The following is an 18,440-nucleotide window of genomic DNA, read 5'->3' as shown; positions in this document are numbered from 1 at the left end:
ACGAGTATGAAGAAATTTGTGATGGCCGGTCTGGCCGGTACCGTGGCAGGCGTGATTGCAACCACCCAGATTGCAGGGCCCCTGTTGGCGCAGGAGGCTGAAAACAAGGCCAGCGTCTATCAGCAACTCGATCTGTTCGGTGACATCTTTGAGCGGATCCGGGCGCAATATGTCGAGGAAGTTGAGCCGGAAGAGCTGATCGAAGCCGCCATTGACGGCATGCTGACATCGCTGGATCCGCATTCCAGTTACCTGTCTCCGGATGATGCCGAGCAGATGCGGGTGCAGACGCGGGGTGAGTTTGGTGGCCTGGGTATCGAAGTCACGCAGGAAGAGGGTTTTGTCAAAGTGGTCTCGCCCATCGACGAAACCCCAGCTGCGGCGGCCGGAATCGAAGCGGGCGATTTTATCACGCATGTGGATGGTGAGAGCATCCTTGGCCTGACGTTGGACAAGGCGGTTGATCTGATGCGCGGCCCGGTCGGGTCCGAGATCGTCATCACCGTGGTGCGTGAAGGAGAACCCGAACCGTTCGACGTTACCATTATCCGCGATACGATCAAGCTGACAGCCGTGCGTGCCCGCACCGAAGGCACCAGCGTGGTGCTGCGTGTGACCACGTTCAACGACCAGACGTTCCCGAACCTGCAGGAAGGCCTTGAGGAACAGATCTTCGAAGTGGGTGGCATGGAAAAGGTCAATGGCTTTGTACTCGACCTGCGCAATAACCCCGGTGGGTTGCTGACGCAGGCGATCAAGGTATCCGACGCGTTCCTCAACGAAGGGGAAATTGTGTCGACCCGTGGCCGCGACCCGGAAGAAGGAGAACGGTTCAATGCGACACCCGGCGATCTGGCCGAAGGCAAGCCGATTGTTGTTCTGATCAATGGTGGGTCGGCCTCTGCCTCCGAGATTGTGGCTGGCGCGCTACAAGACCATCGCCGTGCAATCGTTGTCGGCACCAAGAGCTTTGGCAAAGGCTCGGTCCAGACGGTTATGCCCCTGCGCGGGGACGGCGCGATGCGCCTGACAACATCGCGGTATTACACGCCGTCGGGTCGTTCGATCCAGGCGCTTGGGGTCAGCCCGGATATCATTGTCGAACAGCCACGCCCGGCGCCCGAGACGGAGGAAGAAGAAGATAATCCATTCTCCCGATCCGAGGCGGAACTGCGCGGTAGCCTGGACAACGATAGCCTGAGCGAGGATGAAATCCGCCAGATCGAAGAAGACCGTGCCCGGGCAGAGGAAACTGCCGAGTTGAGGGAAGAGGATTACCAGTTGGCCTATGCCATCGATATCCTCAAGGGACTGTCCGCCTTCAACCCCGACGGGCCATCTCAATAAAGAATAAAGGGTCGCGCAAGACGCGGCCCTTCTTGCAGGTTGCGGCGTGTCAGCTTTCGACTTTGTGTAGTTTTTCCTCATCCAGCATCAGCGCCAGAATGACGCCGATCGATACAGACAGGGTTGAAAAGATAAAGGCCATGCTCATACCGCTGTCAAAGGCCGCTATGATAGCATCCTTGACCTTTTCGACATCGCCAGAGCTCAGTTTCGCCATCACCGCGCGGGCCGAGTCTGTTTCCAGGGTGCCGCCATTGATTGCCTTTTGATCGGCGTCGGACAGGCTTATCCCGGCCTCTGTCAGGCGCTCCCGCAGGTTGGACAGGCTCACCACGTACATGATCGCGGTGGCACAAGCGACGGAAATCGCGCCATAGACGAGGTGGGTCATGAAACTCAACCCGCCGACCAGGCCGGCGCGCTCGGGTTTGACTGCGCAGACAGCGGCTGTGCCCGACGGGCCAACCGTCAGTGTTGCGCCCAACCCGATCATCGCCATTCCGGGCAGGATATGGAAATAGCCGAGTGAGCTTGGCAGCACGACAATACTGGCCGACCCGATGGTGGCAATCACATAACCCCAGAACAGCAGCCGTTTGGGTCCAAAGTCGTTATAGAGCGTGCCCGAGACGACCGATCCCACAGCCAAAAGAACCGTCAATGGCGCAAGCCCGAGCGCAGATTCAAATGTCGACCAGCCCAGAACCTTTTGCATGTATTGCGGAAAATACAACAAGGCCACAAAGGCCGCCGAGACGTTGAACATGTTGAGCCCAAGCGTGATGCGGAATTCGCGATTCTGCATCATCTGGGGCAACAGCAACGGTTCTTTCACCCGTTTTTCCACTTTTGGGAAGAAAAAGAACAGCATAGCGCTGACAAAGAACAACAACAGCAACGGCACCGAGGTCCAGCCCCAGTCCGCGCCCACGTCAAGCCCATAGAGCAGAAGCAGGACGGCAAAGGACAGGATGCCCATCCCGGCGAAATCGATGTGCTCGCCCTGTTTGTGCTGTGTCTCACGCTCCATCAACAGCAGAGCGGTGGCCATGGAAACGCAGGACAGCACCACGTTTGCCAGGAAGAAATAGCGCCACTCACCCAGGCTGACGGCAAGGCCGCTGATCATCGGCCCGAAAACGTTCCCCGTGGTCACGCCCGCAAGGATCATACCCATAACCAGTGCGCGGTGTTCCGGACGCGAGACCTTTGTGGCCCCAAAGGCCAATGTGCAAGGCCAGACGCATCCGGCGCCGATACCCTGCAGGGCGCGCGCGCCGACCAGAAAATCGAGGCTGGGCGCCACCAAGCACAAGACGGACGAAAACAGGAAAATCGTCAGCCCGATGATCATGATCTTGCGGTGCCCGTACATGTCGCCCAGACGCCCACCGGCCACCATGGTCATGGCAAAGAACAATGCGTAGATGTTGAGAACCCATTGGGTGCTGGTGATGTCGGAATCAAACGAGTTTTCGATGGCCGGAACCAGCATCAGGGCGCCGGTAAAGTCGATGCCGATCCCAAACCCCGTCACCATCAATGCGATGACTTTCACGATACTGCTGCGATCCATGGCGGCGCCCGAGTTATTCCGGATGCCTTACTGATGCATGAAAATGGCCAAAAAGATAGGGAGGCCCTTTAGAACGACCTAGCTGTCGCCGTGATGGGTTTGGCGAAATGCCCGTTTCAGCATATCCAGTTCTGCGCGTAGCAAGTCGACCTCGGCCCGAAGGTCATCCGCAGCGGGCGCACCGGCTATCACTGTGAAATCTGTCAGTTTTTGGGTTGTCTCAGCATCGACGACGACAAAACAATGTACCCCTTCAGACAGCGCCGCAATGGGGACGGGAACCCGTAAGGACCAGCCCGCTTGGACTGGTGAGAGTTCAACGCCGTCCACGGTCTCATCCAGATACCGCACTTCGATCCTTGGTTCCGTATCGGCCTGAATATGGCCTTGCCAAATGCCGTTTTCGAACCGGGTCATCGTCACTGTTGGCTGGGTCATGGCAGGGCGTCTCACAAATCGGCGCGGTGATGGCGGCAAAAGGTCAGGTCCCGCAAAACGATGCGGTTCATGTGCGGGTTCTCAAAGATAAGGTCCAGCCAGATCTTTTCGACCCGCCGCTCGTTCAGCGGCAAATGGGCCAGATCGAAATCCACCGAATTCGACGGGCCGGACAGATCCATCTGTCGCAACACCTGTTCCGTGTTCGGCCCGTGCTGAATATTGAGCCTGGCAAACACGTTCGTATCCCGTTCACTGTCGATCCGGGCATCCACGCGCATGAGGTGCTGTCGCGTCAGGTCCCGGGCGGCTTCGGTCGGCAATTCAACCGAAAGAGACAGGAATGAGCCCTCAAAGCTGAACACTTCAATCGCGAGGCTGTAGGGGGCAAGATCGCTCTCGTGCCGGTTTCGGATTTGCCGCACGGCAATTTGCGATTGGGGACAATCGTGAAACAGAGTGACCTGAGGGTCGATCAGTGCCTTGCGCGCGGCCGAGGCGATACCAGGTCTGGCCAGAGGTCCGCGCCAAAGGTCAGGACGGCAACACCAGTCCGTTCCCATCGGTTTCGGGAACTGAGCCGATCCGATCTGAGGCAGTGTCAGCCGGCCATCGGCAATATGAATCAACCGATCCAGATGCGTGCGCAATGTCCGGGCCTGGTCCCGCTGCCGCCGCAGTTGCAGTTCCGGCGCATCCACGGCTTCTTGCGCGGCTTTACGCCAGCGTCCCAGAACCTTGCGGTGAAAGTAGCGATCAAGAATCCTGCTCATGGTCCCATCGTCTCAGGCAGTATTTTTCTAGTCCAAGACAGCGCAGGGGACAAACCGCATTCGAACACAAGGCCGCGGAAACCGCCTCTCGTAAACGGCTTTATCACGGAGCCGTGCACAGGGGTACCGAATCCCGCGTCAATTCTTGCAATACACAAGACCAGTGCTTACCGTCTGTCATCTGAAATCAGCGGGTTGCCCCAAAAAACCCACCGCTTCGCAATCTCAATTAACGCAAGGCCCGGGTATGGAACCCACTCTGTTCTCGTTCATCTGGAAGTATTCAAAGAAACAGCAGTTTGTTCTGTTGCTGCTGACCGTTTTGTCCTTTCCCTTTCTGTATGCCTCGCTGGAACTGCCCAAACAGATCATCAATGACGCCATTGGTGCACCGGGTAACACCGTAACCGTCTGGGGCTTTACGGTGACCCAGGTGCAGTACCTGATGATTCTGTGCTTTGCTTTTCTGGCCACCGTGCTGGTCAGCGGGTTGATGAAAATGCGCATCAACACGATGAAAGGCATTCTGGCCGAGCGGATGTTGCGCCGCCTTCGGTTCACCCTGATTCATCGCGCAATGCGCTTTCCGAAGTCCTATTTTGCGACCACCAGTCAGGGTGAACTGGTGTCGATGATCACGTCCGAGGCTGAACCGATGGGCGGGCTGATGGGCGATGCCATCGCGCAGCCGGTGTTCCAGTTCGGTCAGATGATGACGATTGTGACATTCCTGTTCATGCAAAGTGTTTGGTTTGGCCTCGCCAGCATCGCGTTGATCCCGCTGCAGGCCTGGCTGATTCCGAAACTGCAACGCCAGATCAACCTGTTGAACAAGGATCGTATTCAACAGGTCCGCCAGCTGAGCTCGGAAATCGGGGAAAGCGCGGCGGGGATCAGCGACCTGCGCACCAATGGCGGCTGGCGCTATCGGCTGGCGCAATTCAGCCATCGCCTTGGAACCTTGTTCGAGATCCGATTCAAGATCTACAACAAGAAGTTCTTTATGAAGTTCCTCAACAACCTGATCACACAGATGACGCCGTTTCTGTTCTACTCGGTTGGCGGGTATCTGGCGATCACCGGCGAGATCACGGTGGGTGCGCTGGTTGCTGCGTTGGGGGCGTACAAGGATCTGAGCGGCCCGTGGAAAGACCTGCTGACCTATTACAACCAGGTACAGGACATGTCGCTGCGCTGGGAAATCGTGACCGAACGCTTTGCCCCGGAAAACATGGTTCCGGAACACCTCTTCGTAGGTGAGCCAGAGACCATCCCGCACCTGACCGGTGATATCGAGCTGCGCAATGTGACCGTACGCGACGATGACGGCAAAACCATTCTGGAAGACATTGATCTGACCATTCCCAAGGGTGCACGCGTGGCGATCCAATCGACCCATGCGTCCGAACGCAACGCGCTGGCGCAGTTGCTGACGCGCGAGCTCCTGCCTGTTCAGGGGGATGTCATTCTGGCCGGACACAAGCTGAAAGACCTGCATCAATCCGTCATTGCGGCCCGGATCGGCTATGCCTATTCGCGTCCCTACCTGTTTGACGGAACGCTGGGTGACAACCTTTTGATGCCGCTGCGCACACATCCGCAGCACGAAGCCGATGCCATTAACACCCCGTCGCGTCGACAGATCGAAGCCGTCCGCGCGGGCAATCCACCGGATTCGCTGTCTGACGAATGGGTCGATCCGGGATTGGCCGGGCTGGACGACATCGATGATATCCGGGATTGGTGGTTCCAGTTGGTCGAGGCGATGGGCATTGACGAGTTCATGTTCCGCCGCACATTGCGCAGCCAGCTTGATCCCGATCTGCACCCCGTTCTGGCGCGGGAAATCGTCGAGCTGCGGGACACCGTTGCGGAACGATTGCGGGAAAAGGACCTCGATCAATATGTGTACCGGTTCGATCCGGACCGTTTTAACCCGGCCGTACCTTTGGGCGGCAACCTGCTTTTTGCCACGCCGTCGCGGGACATTTCCCCTGATATTCTGGCGGGCGATAAACGATTTCTGTCGATGCTAAGCACCCACGAACTGGATGACGATGCCATGAGCATCTCGAACGCCGTTCTTGAAACTCTGAACCAGGCGTTCGGACGGGACGGCACAGATCACCCGCTGTTTCTGCGGCTTGGAATGTCCAAGGAGATGTATCACCGCCTGCTCGATATCCAGGATCGGCGCAAGGCAAAAGGTGATGCCGAGATCAGCGACGAGGAACGCGCTCTGCTGCTGACCGTACCCTTCCTTCTGACCGCCGAACAGATCGGGCCCGATTTCCCGGACGAATACAAAGACAAGATCCTTTCGATCCGCAAAGGGCAGGCAGAGCGTTTGAGGGGAGCGATGAACGGGATGTTCATCCCCGTCTCACCCGATGCCTACATCCCACGCCTGACGGTGATGGAAAATGCGCTCTATGGTCGAATTTCACTGATGGCCGGGGCTCGAACAGATGAGATCGAGGACGTCGTGGCCGCGGCCCTGAACAAAGCCGGATTGCGTCGCAGAGCGGCAGCTATCATCTACGACCTGCCCTCGGGTCTGGGCGGGAACAACCTGCCAACGGTCTTTCAGGAACGCGCCGCGTTTTCCCGCGCCGGGATCAAGCGTCCGGACATCCTGATCCTGGACAAGGCGCTGGCCAGCCACGATTCCGAAAGCCGCCTGAGAACCCGGCTGAAGCTGCGAGAACTGCTGCCGGACTCGATCATGATCTTCATGGAGGATCATTTCGCCCATCCGGAAGCATACGACCTGTTTGTCGAGGTCAAGGATGGCCGTATCGACGGTGTGTCGCGCACCCACCTTGTTCATGAAGAGGGGGCATCGGCCGATCTGAGCCGAAAGCTCAAGGTTATTTCCTCGACCGAGTTGTTTGCAGGCATCGATGCTCGAAACCAGCGTTTGCTGGCGTTTTCGGCGCAATGGTACGACGTTGCGGCGGGGCAGGTCATCTTTGCCCGCGGCCAGAACCCGGACGCGGCCTACCTGTGTATTTCTGGTCAGGCCCGCTTGGACTGGCCGGACGAGGACGGGAATAAGAGACCGATTTCAATCATCGAACCCGGTCGCCTGATCGGCGATTTGTCGATCATTACCGGTGAGACCCGGCAACTGGACCTTGTCGCCCTGACCGATTGCTCTTTCCTGCGGATCGGGGCAGAGGAACTGCGGGCCGTTGTCGAAAGCGACGCCTCGGTTGCGGTACAATTGCTGCAAACGGTGGCGGGGTATCTGACGACGCTGTCCAACAGGATCAATGGTGCCAAGAACCCGGCTGATATTTTTCCGGAAGTTTCCCATGCGATCGGGGTGGAAGGCCCGGGTGACAATGTCTGATACTTCGCCCGGTGTTTACGCCGCGCATGAGCAACTCGTGAAAGACGCGCGCGCACGGCCCGAACTCTGGCGGTTGCTTGTCGGTCTGGCACTTGTGGGTGTTCTGGTCACGGCAATGAATCTGGGTCTGTTTGCGGTGATTGCCGGGATGGGTTCGCAAGACTGGGCGACGGGCTTTCTGCAGGGGTCATCGCCTGTCGCGATGCTCATTCTGCTGTGCAGCTTTGGGTTTATCACACTTGGCGTGGCCATCGCTGCGCGGAACCTGCAACATCGTTCATTACGCTCGATCCTTGGGCAGCGGAGCTTGGGGGTACGCCAGTTTTGGCGGGTACTGGTCGCGCTGCTCATTCTGGGCATGGCCCTGGCGGTTCTGCCACCCTATGACATGGGCGCGCCACTGACACAGAACCTTGCCCTGTCCACCTGGATGGTTCTGCTACCCCTGTCTGCCGTTGCGGTGCTGATTCAAACCAGCGCCGAAGAGGTGCTGTTTCGCGGTTACATCCAACAGTCTCTGGCCGCAAGGTTCCGATCTCCGGTGATCTGGATGGGCCTGCCTGCCGCCTTGTTCGCCGCCGGTCACTATGCCCCGGTTCTGGCCGGAGAAAACGCGGCCCTGATCGCTGTCTGGTCGTTCATCTTCGGTCTGCTCGCTGCCGATCTGACGGCACGTGCCGGGACCCTGGGTCCGGCTATTGCGTTGCATTTCTTCAACAATGTCGTGGCGTTGCTGTTTATCTCGCTGCCGGACAACCTCAGCGGGCTTGCCTTGTTCCTGCTGCCCTATGACATGTCCGACACCGGCATGCTCCGGCAATGGCTCTATGTGGATTTTGCGGTGATGATTGTCTGTTGGTTAACAGCGCGTCTGGCGATCAGGCGCTGATTGCATTTCCTGCCGTTGCGTCTTATTTGACGTCAACGCCGCATCAGCAAGGTTCCAACATGAACTGGATCACAAACTACGTCCGCCCCAGGATCAACTCGATCTTCTCGCGCCGCGAAGTGCCGGAAAACCTGTGGCACAAGTGCGATGAATGCGGAACGATGCTGTTTCACCGCGAACTGGCGGAAAACCAGAATGTCTGTACCCAGTGCGGCCACCACATGGCGATCACACCGCGCGACCGGTTCAATCACCTGTTTGACGGCGGTATTTTCACCGAGGTTGAGGTTCCGGCACCCAAAGACGATCCGCTTCAGTTCCGCGATCAGAAAAGATATCCGGATCGCATGAAGGCCGCCCAGAAAAAGACGGGTGAGAAAGAGGCGATGCTGGTCGCATCCGGTGAGATCGGTCGCACACCAATTGTGGCCGCCGCACAGGATTTCTCGTTCATGGGTGGGTCGATGGGCATGTATGTCGGCAACGCCATCATCGCCGCCGCGCAAGAGGCGGTCAGGCTGAAACGTCCGATGATCCTGTTTTCAGCAGCCGGCGGCGCCCGGATGCAGGAGGGCATCCTGAGCCTGATGCAGATGCCGCGCACAACCGTTGCTGTCGAGATGCTGAAAGAGGCCAACCTGCCCTACATCGTCGTGCTGACCCATCCAACGACGGGTGGCGTGACCGCCTCTTACGCGATGCTGGGTGACGTGCATATCTCGGAACCCAATGCACTGATCTGTTTCGCCGGACCGCGCGTGATCGAACAGACCATCCGTGAGAAACTGCCCGAAGGGTTCCAGCGCGCCGAGTATTTGCTGGATCACGGCATGCTGGACCGCGTGACCAAGCGCACCGACATGCGCGAGGAGCTGATCACCATCATCCGGATGCTGATGGACCTGCCGCCTGCAGTCAAAGGCGATCTGCCCGCGCCGGAGCCTGAAGAAGAGGTTGCGGAAGACGCGCCTGCCGGGGACACGGCCGAGACATGAGGGCGCAGACCTCGGACGTCATCCTTGACCGGATGATGGCCTTGCACCCCAAGATCATTGATCTGACCCTTGACCGGGTCTGGCGTCTTCTGGCCGCATTGGACAATCCGCAAACCAAGCTGCCGCCGGTGATCCACATCGCCGGAACCAATGGCAAAGGGTCGACCTTGGCCATGATCCGCGCGGGCCTCGAAGGGGCAGGGCACCGGGCACACGCCTATACCTCGCCTCATCTGGCGCGGTTTCACGAACGCATCCGTTTGGCCGGAACGCTGATTGAGGAACCCGCGCTAACCGCGATTCTGGATGAGTGTTATGCCGCGAATGGTGGCGAAAACATCACCTATTTCGAAATCACCACCTGCGCCGCCTTGCTGGCCTTTGCGCGATCCCAGGCGGATTTCACCCTGCTGGAGGTTGGTCTGGGTGGGCGCCTGGATGCGACCAACGTGATCGCACAGCCCGCCATCACGGTGATCACTCCGGTGTCAATGGACCACGAACAATTCCTGGGCAATACGCTGGGCAAGATCGCGGCAGAAAAGGCCGGTATCATCAAGGCGGGCGTGCCTTGTATCGTAGGTCCCCAGCAGGATGAGGCGCTGGAGGTCATCGAATACACAGCGGCCCGACTTGGGGCTCCGCTTTTGGTGCATGGTCAGCACTGGCATGTCCACGAAGAAAACGGACGTCTGGTCTATCAGGACGAAACCGGTCTGCGCGATCTGCCGCTGCCCAACCTGCTGGGCGCACATCAGATCCAAAACGCAGGTGCCGCGCTGGCGGTCCTGCGTCACCTCGACATGGGGGATACCGCGTATGAGGCTGCGGTGACCAGGGCCGAATGGCCCGCCCGCATGCAGCGGCTGAAAACCGGTCCGCTGGTCGACCAGGCGCCGCAGGCCGAATTGTGGCTGGACGGGGGTCATAACGCTGCCGCCGGGATCGCTCTGGCGGATGTGCTGGCGAAACTGCCTCAGAAACCGACGCATCTGATTTGTGGCATGCTGAACACCAAGGATGTGACCGGCTATCTCGCTCCGCTGGCCGGGCAGGCGCAAAGCCTGACGGCTGTTTCGATACCGGGTGAGACCGCCACGCTCAGCGCCGAAGACACAGCCGCTGCCGCTGTCCGCGTGAACCTGCCTGCTTTTACGGCCACCAGCGTTACGGATGCCTTGACCGGGATCACGGACAGAGATCCACAGGCCCGCATTCTGATCTGTGGCTCGCTTTATCTGGCCGGCAATATACTTCGCGAAAACCGCTAGGGCTTCATCTGGCTGAAAATACCTCGGGGGAGGCGCGCGAAGCGCGACGGGGGCAGCGCCCCCTATGCCCCCCAGTCCTGATCCTGCATTTCCCGCAGGCGCGAGGCGGTGCGTTCGAACTCAAATGTCCCCTCACCCTCGACATACAGCATTTCGGGCTCGGCGGCGGCGGAACAGATCAGACGCACTTTTGCCTCATAAAGCGCATCGATCAGTGTGACGAACCGTTTCGCCTCGTTAAAGTTGTTGCGTGACAGGCGCGGGATATCTTCCAGCACCATAACCTTGACCTCTTCGGCGATGGCCAGGTAATCCGCCGGGCCCAGCATACGGCCGCACAGATCATAAAATGACGCGCGCGCGACCCCGTTGCGGAACGCGGGCAGTTCTACCGCCCGGCCGTTGACCTGCAGCACCAGCGGGTCGGCCTGCCCACCTGCGAGATCATTCCACACAGCGCGAATGTTTTGCCGGGCCTCGGGCCCGATAGGCGTGAAATAGACCGGTGCGCCTTCCAGCCGGTTCTGGCGATAATCCGTGGGTGAGATCAACTCCCACACCTGGAGCCGGTCCTTGATGTGCGCGATGAACGGCAGGAACAGCTGCCGGTTCAGTCCGTCCTTATAAAGGTCATCGGGATGCCGGTTCGACGTGGTCACGACAACGACGCCCCCGTCATGCAGCATGTCGAACAGACGCCCGACAATCATCGCATCGGTGATGTCGGTGATCTGCATCTCGTCGAAGGCCAGCAGGCGGACGGATTTCACCACATCCTGCGCGACCGGAGCCAACGCGTCCTCGACACCCTCCTGACGGGCCTTGTGCATACCGGCATGGATTTCTTGCATGAAGGCGTGAAAATGCACCCGCCGCGCGGGGATGTCTTCCAACGTATCCACGAACATGTCCATCAACATGGATTTCCCGCGCCCGACGCCGCCCCACAGATACAGGCCTTGTGGCGGAGGGGGTGCCTTGCGAAACAGTCCACGTTTGACGGGTTCGGACAGGGCGGTACGGATACGCTCGAAATGCGGCAGAACGACCTCTTGCGCATCGTCCCGGGTCAGGCTGCCCTCGGCAATGCGCGCCTCGTAAATCGAAATCAGGTCCGTCATGACCCGAGCCTTAACGTCCGCCTTGCGCCTTGAAAAGCGGCCATTTTTGACGACACATCAAATTTCCTTATCCGTGACCGCAAATCTGCTGAATTGACGGTTTGTTCAAATCCGCTAACGTCCGGCGAACCAAACCCCGAGATCCCCATGCCGCAAACCGCCCGCCTTATGAACCCGATTCTGATCGTTGGATGTATCATCATAACGGTCAGCTTTGCCGTGCGGGCGTCCTTTGGGGTGTTCCAGATTCCAATCGCCGACGAGTTCGGCTGGCTGCGGACCGATTTCTCGATGGCCATTGCCATTCAGAACCTCGCCTGGGGAATTGGCCAGCCGATCTTTGCGGCCATCGCCGAAAAAGTCGGGGACCGCCGGGCGATCATTCTCGGGGCGCTGATCTATGCGGCAGGTATGGTTTTGTCGGCCTGGTCCGTGACGCCGTTCGAACATCAGATGTATGCCTGGCTGGTCGGCTTCGGGATCGCCGGAACGGGTTTTGGTGTGGTTCTGGCTGTGGTTGGCCGCGCGTCCTCTGACAAAAACCGGTCCATGTCTCTGGCGATTGTCACAGCAGCCGGCAGCTTTGGTCAGGTGCTGGGGGCGCCGACAGCCGAATGGTTGCTGACCTTCCTGCCCTGGCAACAGGTGTTCATTGTCTTTGCCATGGCGATCCTGGCACTGGTCCTCACGCTACCCTTCATGCGGGCACCTCAGCCGGTCAGCAAAGCCGAGTTGGAAGAAAGCATGGGCCAGATATTGGGCAAAGCCTTTCGCGACCCGTCCTATGCGCTGATCTTCTTGGGTTTTTTCAGTTGCGGATACCAGTTGGGATTTGTCACCGCGCATTTTCCGGCCTTTGTCACCGAGATGTGCGGTCCGATCCAACCCGGCGGCGTTTTGCATTCCATCGGGATTACGTCGACTTCAGCGCTGGGGGCGGTGTCAATTTCGCTGATCGGGTTGGCCAATATCGGCGGCACGCTTCTGGCGGGCTGGGCCGGGAACCATTTCCCCAAGAAGTACCTTCTGGCAACGATTTACACCGGCCGGACACTTGCTGCGGCGCTGTTCATCGTTTTCCCGATCACGCCGCTCACGGTGATCGCGTTTTCGCTGGTGATGGGATCCTTGTGGCTGGCCACCGTGCCGTTGACCTCTGGCCTGGTCGCCCATCTTTACGGGCTGCGGTATATGGGAACGCTCTACGGGTTCGTTTTTTTAAGCCATCAGGTCGGCAGTTTCCTAGGCGTATGGCTGGGCGGTCGCATGTATGATCAGTACGGAGACTACACGATGGTATGGTGGATTGGCGTGGCAGTCGGCGCGTTCAGCGCCATTGTCCACCTGCCCATTCGCGAGAACCGCGCCGTTGCAGCGGCAGCAGCCTGAAGTATGCACTCCACAACCAGCGTTTTGGTTGACCAGCCTCAGCGCAATTCTGCCTCGGTATTCCCACCGTCCACAGTCACAACGTGACCAGTTGTGCGTTCCATTCTTGCAAGCGCGACAAACGCATCGGCGACATGAGTGGCTTCGACTTCACGGCCCAGCAAGTTGCCGGCCAGGTAGGCCTCCTCTGTGATTCCGCGCGCCGCCGCGCGCTCTTTGATGAACTGGTCCGTTAGCAGGCCCGAGCGGATGCGGTCCGCGTTTACGCCGTTAACCCGAATTTCATCTTCTGCAAGCTCTAGCGTGAGCTGGCGCAACAGGAACATAGTCGCCGCCTTCGGGGTCCCATAAGCGCCAAGGTTCCGCCCCGGGTTGATGGCCTGTTTGGAGATGTTGAACAGCAACTGACCGCCGCGTCCTTGTTCGCGCATAACGCGGGCGGCACTTGCGGCGAAAGCCTTGTGGGAAAAAAAGTTCAACTCGAATGCAGCGCGAAATTCGCGATCATCCAGATCAAGCAAGGCCCCTGACATGGCCGAGCCTGCATTGGACACAAGGATATCCAGCCCGCCAAACCGGTGAATGACCGCATCCATAGCCGCGTCTGCAGCTGCGTCAGCCGTCACGTCGCAGCCGAAGGTGGCGTGCCAGCGGCCAAGCGATTCCTGAGCGTCCGCTAACAGCGCCTCGTTCTGATCCACCAGCATGACGTTGGCTCCGGCAGCGGCAAAGGCACTGGCAGTGGCCAAGCCAATTGCACCCGCCCCGCCGGTGACCATCACAACCTTGCCCTGGAGAGGTGGAGGCGCACTTTTCCCGAGTTTTGCCTGTTCCAGCGACCAGTATTCGCAATCGAACCGGTCTCTTTCATTTATGGGGTAAAACCCTCCGGCATCTTCGCCCACCGCCCTGACGCGAAGGTTCTGTTCGGCCAGATCGGCTGCAATCGATGCCGCCTTTGCATTTGCGCCGATTCCGATGACGCCGACCCCTTCAATCCATGCGTGTTTCGGGTCTGCCGGCAACAAGGTTTTTGGCTCATCCGCGGTCGGCGCCTGCCGATCGAAATAGGCGCGATACGCCTCGGCAAACTTTTCGACCTTGACCTTGAGCCGCGCGCGCCCATCCGACAGATCGGAAGTGCGCAGGACAAGCGGACAGCCTTTGGTTCGCAGGACATGGTCGGGTGAGGCCATTCCGCGTTGCGACAGCGCTTCGACATCTGACCGCTCAAAGAACTTCATCACCTCCGGTCCGTTTCGAAGATCGAAGACAGGCATCGGATCGTCTCGTCCAGCAGACACCTCGGCAATAACCCCACGAAGGGTTGGCAAAACCTCCAGATTCCGCGCTGGTTTACGCACGCCAATTGGCGTCAGGTCTTTCATGCCAAAAAAGGCCGCTACCTCGTTGGTGTGTGAAACGATCCGGTCGTAACTTTCCTTGGCTGTGCTGCCAAATGTGAAATGCCCGTGTTGCAGCAGCAAAAGCCCCTCAACATCCGGGTTCTCGTCGAACACTTCGGCCGCTTTTTTTGCAAGCCCAAACCCCGGCATGATATAGGGAACGATACCCAGGCGGTCGCCGAAAATCTCGCGGCAGATATCGGCGGCGTCTGGCAGGTTTGCCAAAACCAAAAACGGCGTCGCGTGTGTATGGTCGACATACTTATGAGGAAGGAATGCATGCAACAGCGTTTCCACCGACGGGTTAGGCGAACCTGAATCCAACAGGTTGGCGCGCTGGACGTTGACCATTTCGAAGTCGGTCAAGCGATCCAACGCGCGGAGTTTCATGAGCGGTTCGAGCCAGACGCCGGGCAGTCCGGGGGCTTCGATCGTATCCAGGTCCCATCCCGATCCCTTTACGTGAAGGACAGGCTGAGCCTCGCCAAACAGGTCGGGTCGTTCCAGTTTGACGGATGTGTTTCCGCCGCCGTGCATGAGCAGGTCCGAGTTTTGTCCGATCAGACGAGATGTGTAGACGCGTTCGCCCAGTTCCTGGTCGGCAGGGTTTGCACCTGCCTGTTTGCGCCATGTTTGGGCTTCGTCCAATTTGTACCAGTTCTCAATCATCGTTTTTGCCTTGAAAATGCAATCGGTTGCCCGACGGGTTCAGCCGGACTCTCATGTTGGGTTCTCAATAACCCGTTAACCAGAACGTTCAGGAAACAGCGCGGCCAAGCCTTCCGCCGAGGCTTCGCAGATGCCGCGCTCGGTTATCAGGCCAGTGACCAACCGGTTTGGGGTGACATCAAACGCTGGGTTGCCGCCTTCCGTGCCATCCGGGGTAACGCGAACGTCGGCAAGGGCACCGTGCTCATCCACCCCCATGACATGGGAAACCTCGTCTTGATCACGTTCTTCAATCGGAATTTCTGCGACCCCATCCCGAACTGTCCAGTCAATTGTCGGAGAGGGCAGCGCAACGTAGAACGGGACACCATTATCATGTGCTGCAAGAGCCTTCAGATACGTACCGATCTTGTTGCAAACGTCTCCCTGTGCCGTGGTCCTGTCGGTGCCAGTGATCACCGCATCCACCAACCCGTGCTGCATCAGGTGCCCGCCCGCATTGTCCACGATGTAACGGTGCGGAATACCGTGCTCGCCAAGCTCCCACGATGTCAGCGCCCCCTGGTTTCGCGGACGCGTTTCATCAACCCAAACGTGAACCGGTATGCCTGCCTCGTGTGCGTGATACATCGGGCTTGTTGCCGTCCCCCAATCCACAGTCGCCAGCCAGCCTGCGTTGCAATGGGTCAAAAGGCGCACCGGCTCGCCTTCGGGTTTGCGGGCCGCTATACTTTTGATGAGCTCAAGCCCGTGTTGACCGATAGACGCATTGATTTTGACATCTTCGTCCGCGATGTCCTGAGCCAGCTTCCAGGCGCGGTCCGCGCGGTCACTGACTGATAGAGGCATCAACGTATCGCGGCATTTGTCCAATGCCCAGCGAAGGTTGATCGCAGTGGGGCGCGTCGCATTGAGAACATCGTAAGCGGTGTCAAACGAGGCGTCCGAGCTGTCGCGGGACATCTGCTCGGCAATTCCAAAAGCCGCCGTGGCGCCGATCAAAGGCGCGCCGCGGACCCACATGTCGCGGATTGCCGCGGCGAACTCTTCCAGCGACTTGAGTGTCACGATCCGGAACTCGTGCGGCAGCCATCTTTGATCAATGATGCGGACCTCACCTGTCGCCTTGTCCCACCAAATCGACCGGTAGTGATCACCATTTACCTTCATTCTTTGGCCTCCGTTTTCGCGAGGGTGACGTCAGAGTTTGGAGGTAAAGTGCGATTTCAACGAGGGCTTGTAAACCGGGCAAGCCACATTCGCCGCAGTTGGTTCGCTGTAGCATTTGCAATTGATCTGCTTAGCCGTGTTTGGCGGCGCGCAATTCCCGTTCCAATGCATCCAGAAAGCGTGAGCGATCTGCCTTGCCAAACGGTTTTCCACCCCCGCCAGAGCCCAGCGGATTGGCCGCGCGCAGGTCAGCCATCAGATCGCGCATCGCAAGCTGCTGGCCGATATTGGCGGCGGTGAATGCCTCGCCGTTGGGCCGCAAAACACGGGCCTGGGCCGCGACACATTTGGCGGCCAGCGGAACATCGGATGTGACCACAACGTCGCCCGGACCACAGCGATCAGCGATCCATTTGTCGGCCTCGTCCGCGCCCTCCGCCACGATAACAACCTGCACCAAGGGGTTCGCCGATGGGCGCAGCCCGCCATTCGACACCAAAACCATCGGTATCTTGTGCCGCGTCGCAACCCGTTCCGCCTCGGCCTTAACGGGGCAGGCATCGCCATCGATGTAGAGTGTGGTCACGCGTTTTTTGCCTGCTTCTTTGCAGGCTCGGGTGGTTTTTTGCGCACTTTGAACTCTTCCGGGATGGGCATCCGGTTGAACGCATCCAGCCCGGCAATCTTGTAGGCCTCGGCAAGTGTTGGATAGTTGAACGTGTTCTGCACAAAGTAATCCACGGTGCCTTTCAGGTTCAGAACCGCCTGCGCGATATGGATCAGTTCGGTTGCCCCTTCGCCGACGATCTGAACGCCCAGCACCCGGCGGGTTTTCAGCGAGAATAGCATCTTTAGCATACCATGTTCCAACCCCATGATATGCCCGCGCGACGTCTCACGAAACCGGGCTACACCCACCTCGTAGGGAATGCCGCGTTCCTGCAGTTCTTCCTCGGACATGCCACAGGTCGAGATCTCGGGTACCGAGTAGATACCGTAGGGATACCACGGGCTTTCCGGCAAGGTTGGCGTTTCCAGCGCATGGCAGGCGGCGACGCGCCCCTGTTGCAACGAGGTCGAAGCCAGTGACGGATGCCCGATCACATCTCCGGTCGCATAGATATGCGGTACGTCCGTCTGATAGGTCTTGCGGTCGACGCTGATCCGGTTGCGATGATCCGTTTCCAACCCGACAGAGTCGAGGTTCAGGGCGGAGGTGGCGCCCATGCGACCGGCTGCAAACAACAGCATTTCGGCGCGCACGTGGCGACCGTTGTCCAACGTCACTTCGACATGATCACCGGCATCTTCGATTTTCTCGACGGCGGATCCCAGTCGCAGATCGACGCCGTTTTCACGGATTTGATGGGTGAAATCGTGGATCAGGCGTTTGTCGATGAAATCCAGGAATGTTTCCCGAGGTTCGATCAGGGTTACACGCACATCCAACGTGGAAAACATGGTGGCATATTCCACGCCAATCACCCCGGCACCGATCACCACCAGCGAGCGGGGGATTTCCGCCATCTCAAGAAACGTGTCCCCGTCGACAATTGTCTTTCCGTTGAACGGGACGTAGTCCGGCCTGTACGTCTTTGTGCCCGTGGCAATCAGGAACTTGGCCGCTGTTAGGCGCGTGGTTTCGCCCGCATCTGTCGCCACCTCAATCTCATGCGGACCGGTAAACCTGGCAAGGCCATTCAGCGTTTCGACATGGTTGCGGTTGAATTGATGCTCAAGCACATCGACCTCGTGATCGAGCGTCATGTGCAGGCGCGCCTTCAGGTCTTCGGCCCGGATCTGGTCCTTGACACGGTAGGATCGTCCGTAAAAGCTGCGCTCGCGCCAGCCCGACAGGTTCAGAACGGTTTCCCGCAGCGTCTTGGACGGAATGGTGCCGGTGTGAACCGAAACACCGCCCAGCCGGTCTTTACGGTCGACCACCAGCACGCGGCGCTTCAGCTTACCCGCCTGGATCGCGGCCGAGCGTCCCGACGGACCGGACCCGATGATGATCAGGTCATAGTCGAATTCGCTCATC

General features: G+C 58.8%; 14 protein-coding genes. 6 read left to right on the top strand and 8 right to left on the bottom strand.

The genetic code is table 11. From position 1 onward, the window contains the following. The first annotated feature begins 6 nt into the window (after nt 1-6). Nucleotides 7-1,347 carry a S41 family peptidase gene (locus tag ACR3E0_RS21650; RefSeq protein WP_480481626.1) on the top strand — a complete coding sequence of 447 codons (1,341 nt, stop codon included), beginning with the start codon at nt 7-9 and terminating at the stop codon, nt 1,345-1,347. A 49-nt stretch (nt 1,348-1,396) separates the two neighbouring features. On the opposite strand, the gene ACR3E0_RS21645 is transcribed toward ACR3E0_RS21650, so the two are convergent. The 3 genes from ACR3E0_RS21645 to ACR3E0_RS21635 all read right to left on the bottom strand — a co-directional run bounded on the left by ACR3E0_RS21645 (nt 1,397) and on the right by ACR3E0_RS21635 (nt 4,134). Continuing rightward, complete coding sequence (locus ACR3E0_RS21645; RefSeq protein ID WP_480481624.1) at nt 1,397-2,923, bottom strand: MFS transporter; 1,527 nt, start codon at nt 2,921-2,923, stop codon at nt 1,397-1,399. Between the two features lie 78 nt (nt 2,924-3,001). Further along, nucleotides 3,002-3,361, bottom strand: a complete 360-nt coding sequence (locus ACR3E0_RS21640; protein ID WP_480481622.1) for a hypothetical protein — start codon at nt 3,359-3,361, stop codon at nt 3,002-3,004. Nucleotides 3,362-3,372: 11 nt separating this feature from the next. Further along, nucleotides 3,373-4,134, bottom strand: coding sequence for a DUF6478 family protein (locus tag ACR3E0_RS21635; protein WP_480481620.1), 762 nt, complete (start codon nt 4,132-4,134; stop codon nt 3,373-3,375). Nucleotides 4,135-4,381: 247 nt separating this feature from the next. Between ACR3E0_RS21635 and ACR3E0_RS21630 the strand changes: the two genes are divergently transcribed. Genes ACR3E0_RS21630 through ACR3E0_RS21615 form a run of 4 tightly spaced genes read left to right on the top strand, consistent with a single transcriptional unit; the run spans nt 4,382 to nt 10,644 of the window. After that, entirely contained in the window at nt 4,382-7,489 is a 3,108-nt protein-coding gene (locus ACR3E0_RS21630; RefSeq protein ID WP_480481618.1) for an ABC transporter transmembrane domain-containing protein, read from the top strand. After that, nucleotides 7,482-8,378, top strand: a complete 897-nt coding sequence (locus tag ACR3E0_RS21625; RefSeq protein WP_480481616.1) for a CPBP family intramembrane glutamic endopeptidase — start codon at nt 7,482-7,484, stop codon at nt 8,376-8,378. Before ACR3E0_RS21630 ends, ACR3E0_RS21625 begins: the two co-directional genes overlap by 8 nt. Nucleotides 8,379-8,437: 59 nt before the next feature. Next, nucleotides 8,438-9,373, top strand: coding sequence for an acetyl-CoA carboxylase, carboxyltransferase subunit beta (accD, locus tag ACR3E0_RS21620; protein ID WP_480481614.1), 936 nt, complete (start codon nt 8,438-8,440; stop codon nt 9,371-9,373). Then, nucleotides 9,370-10,644 (top strand): bifunctional folylpolyglutamate synthase/dihydrofolate synthase, encoded by a 1,275-nt coding sequence (locus ACR3E0_RS21615; RefSeq protein ID WP_480481612.1) that lies wholly within the window; start codon nt 9,370-9,372, stop codon nt 10,642-10,644. Before accD ends, ACR3E0_RS21615 begins: the two co-directional genes overlap by 4 nt. Nucleotides 10,645-10,706: 62 nt before the next feature. Here ACR3E0_RS21615 and zapE read toward each other — a convergent pair whose 3' ends face one another. Next, nucleotides 10,707-11,765 carry a cell division protein ZapE gene (gene zapE, locus ACR3E0_RS21610; protein WP_480481610.1) on the bottom strand — a complete coding sequence of 353 codons (1,059 nt, stop codon included), beginning with the start codon at nt 11,763-11,765 and terminating at the stop codon, nt 10,707-10,709. A 147-nt stretch (nt 11,766-11,912) separates the two neighbouring features. Between zapE and ACR3E0_RS21605 the strand changes: the two genes are divergently transcribed. Further along, on the top strand, nt 11,913-13,154 hold the full coding sequence (locus ACR3E0_RS21605; RefSeq protein WP_480481608.1) for an MFS transporter: 1,242 nt from the start codon (nt 11,913-11,915) through the stop codon (nt 13,152-13,154). Between the two features lie 38 nt (nt 13,155-13,192). On the opposite strand, the gene ACR3E0_RS21600 is transcribed toward ACR3E0_RS21605, so the two are convergent. From ACR3E0_RS21600 to sthA, 4 genes are all read right to left on the bottom strand, one after another. Further along, nucleotides 13,193-15,229, bottom strand: a complete 2,037-nt coding sequence (locus tag ACR3E0_RS21600) for a bifunctional aldolase/short-chain dehydrogenase (RefSeq protein ID WP_480481606.1) — start codon at nt 15,227-15,229, stop codon at nt 13,193-13,195. Nucleotides 15,230-15,304: 75 nt separating this feature from the next. Further along, nucleotides 15,305-16,399 carry an S-methyl-5-thioribose-1-phosphate isomerase gene (gene mtnA, locus ACR3E0_RS21595; RefSeq protein WP_480481604.1) on the bottom strand — a complete coding sequence of 365 codons (1,095 nt, stop codon included), beginning with the start codon at nt 16,397-16,399 and terminating at the stop codon, nt 15,305-15,307. A 130-nt stretch (nt 16,400-16,529) separates the two neighbouring features. After that, nucleotides 16,530-16,985 carry a YaiI/YqxD family protein gene (locus ACR3E0_RS21590; protein ID WP_480481602.1) on the bottom strand — a complete coding sequence of 152 codons (456 nt, stop codon included), beginning with the start codon at nt 16,983-16,985 and terminating at the stop codon, nt 16,530-16,532. Then, the gene (sthA, locus tag ACR3E0_RS21585; RefSeq protein ID WP_480481600.1) at nt 16,982-18,439 is read right to left on the bottom strand and encodes a Si-specific NAD(P)(+) transhydrogenase; all 1,458 of its coding nucleotides are present in this window, start codon (nt 18,437-18,439) and stop codon (nt 16,982-16,984) included. The genes ACR3E0_RS21590 and sthA overlap by 4 nt, the downstream gene beginning before the upstream one ends. Between the last annotated feature and the right edge of the window lies 1 nt (nt 18,440).

The sequence above is a fragment of the Ruegeria sp. AJ12 genome, from assembly GCF_056536245.1.
The sequence above is the reverse complement of the archived record's forward strand: the minus strand, read 5'-3'. Positions and strand labels throughout refer to the sequence as shown.

Coding starts and splice junctions, on each gene's coding strand:
- ACR3E0_RS21650 (WP_480481626.1), top strand. CDS start 7: ATGAAGAAATTTGTGATGGCCGGTCTGGCCGGTACCGTGGCAGGCGTG.
- ACR3E0_RS21645 (WP_480481624.1), bottom strand. CDS start 2,923: ATGGATCGCAGCAGTATCGTGAAAGTCATCGCATTGATGGTGACGGGG.
- ACR3E0_RS21640 (WP_480481622.1), bottom strand. CDS start 3,361: ATGACCCAGCCAACAGTGACGATGACCCGGTTCGAAAACGGCATTTGG.
- ACR3E0_RS21635 (WP_480481620.1), bottom strand. CDS start 4,134: ATGAGCAGGATTCTTGATCGCTACTTTCACCGCAAGGTTCTGGGACGC.
- ACR3E0_RS21630 (WP_480481618.1), top strand. CDS start 4,382: ATGGAACCCACTCTGTTCTCGTTCATCTGGAAGTATTCAAAGAAACAG.
- ACR3E0_RS21625 (WP_480481616.1), top strand. CDS start 7,482: ATGTCTGATACTTCGCCCGGTGTTTACGCCGCGCATGAGCAACTCGTG.
- accD (WP_480481614.1), top strand. CDS start 8,438: ATGAACTGGATCACAAACTACGTCCGCCCCAGGATCAACTCGATCTTC.
- ACR3E0_RS21615 (WP_480481612.1), top strand. CDS start 9,370: ATGAGGGCGCAGACCTCGGACGTCATCCTTGACCGGATGATGGCCTTG.
- zapE (WP_480481610.1), bottom strand. CDS start 11,765: ATGACGGACCTGATTTCGATTTACGAGGCGCGCATTGCCGAGGGCAGC.
- ACR3E0_RS21605 (WP_480481608.1), top strand. CDS start 11,913: ATGCCGCAAACCGCCCGCCTTATGAACCCGATTCTGATCGTTGGATGT.
- ACR3E0_RS21600 (WP_480481606.1), bottom strand. CDS start 15,229: ATGATTGAGAACTGGTACAAATTGGACGAAGCCCAAACATGGCGCAAA.
- mtnA (WP_480481604.1), bottom strand. CDS start 16,399: ATGAAGGTAAATGGTGATCACTACCGGTCGATTTGGTGGGACAAGGCG.
- sthA (WP_480481600.1), bottom strand. CDS start 18,439: ATGAGCGAATTCGACTATGACCTGATCATCATCGGGTCCGGTCCGTCG.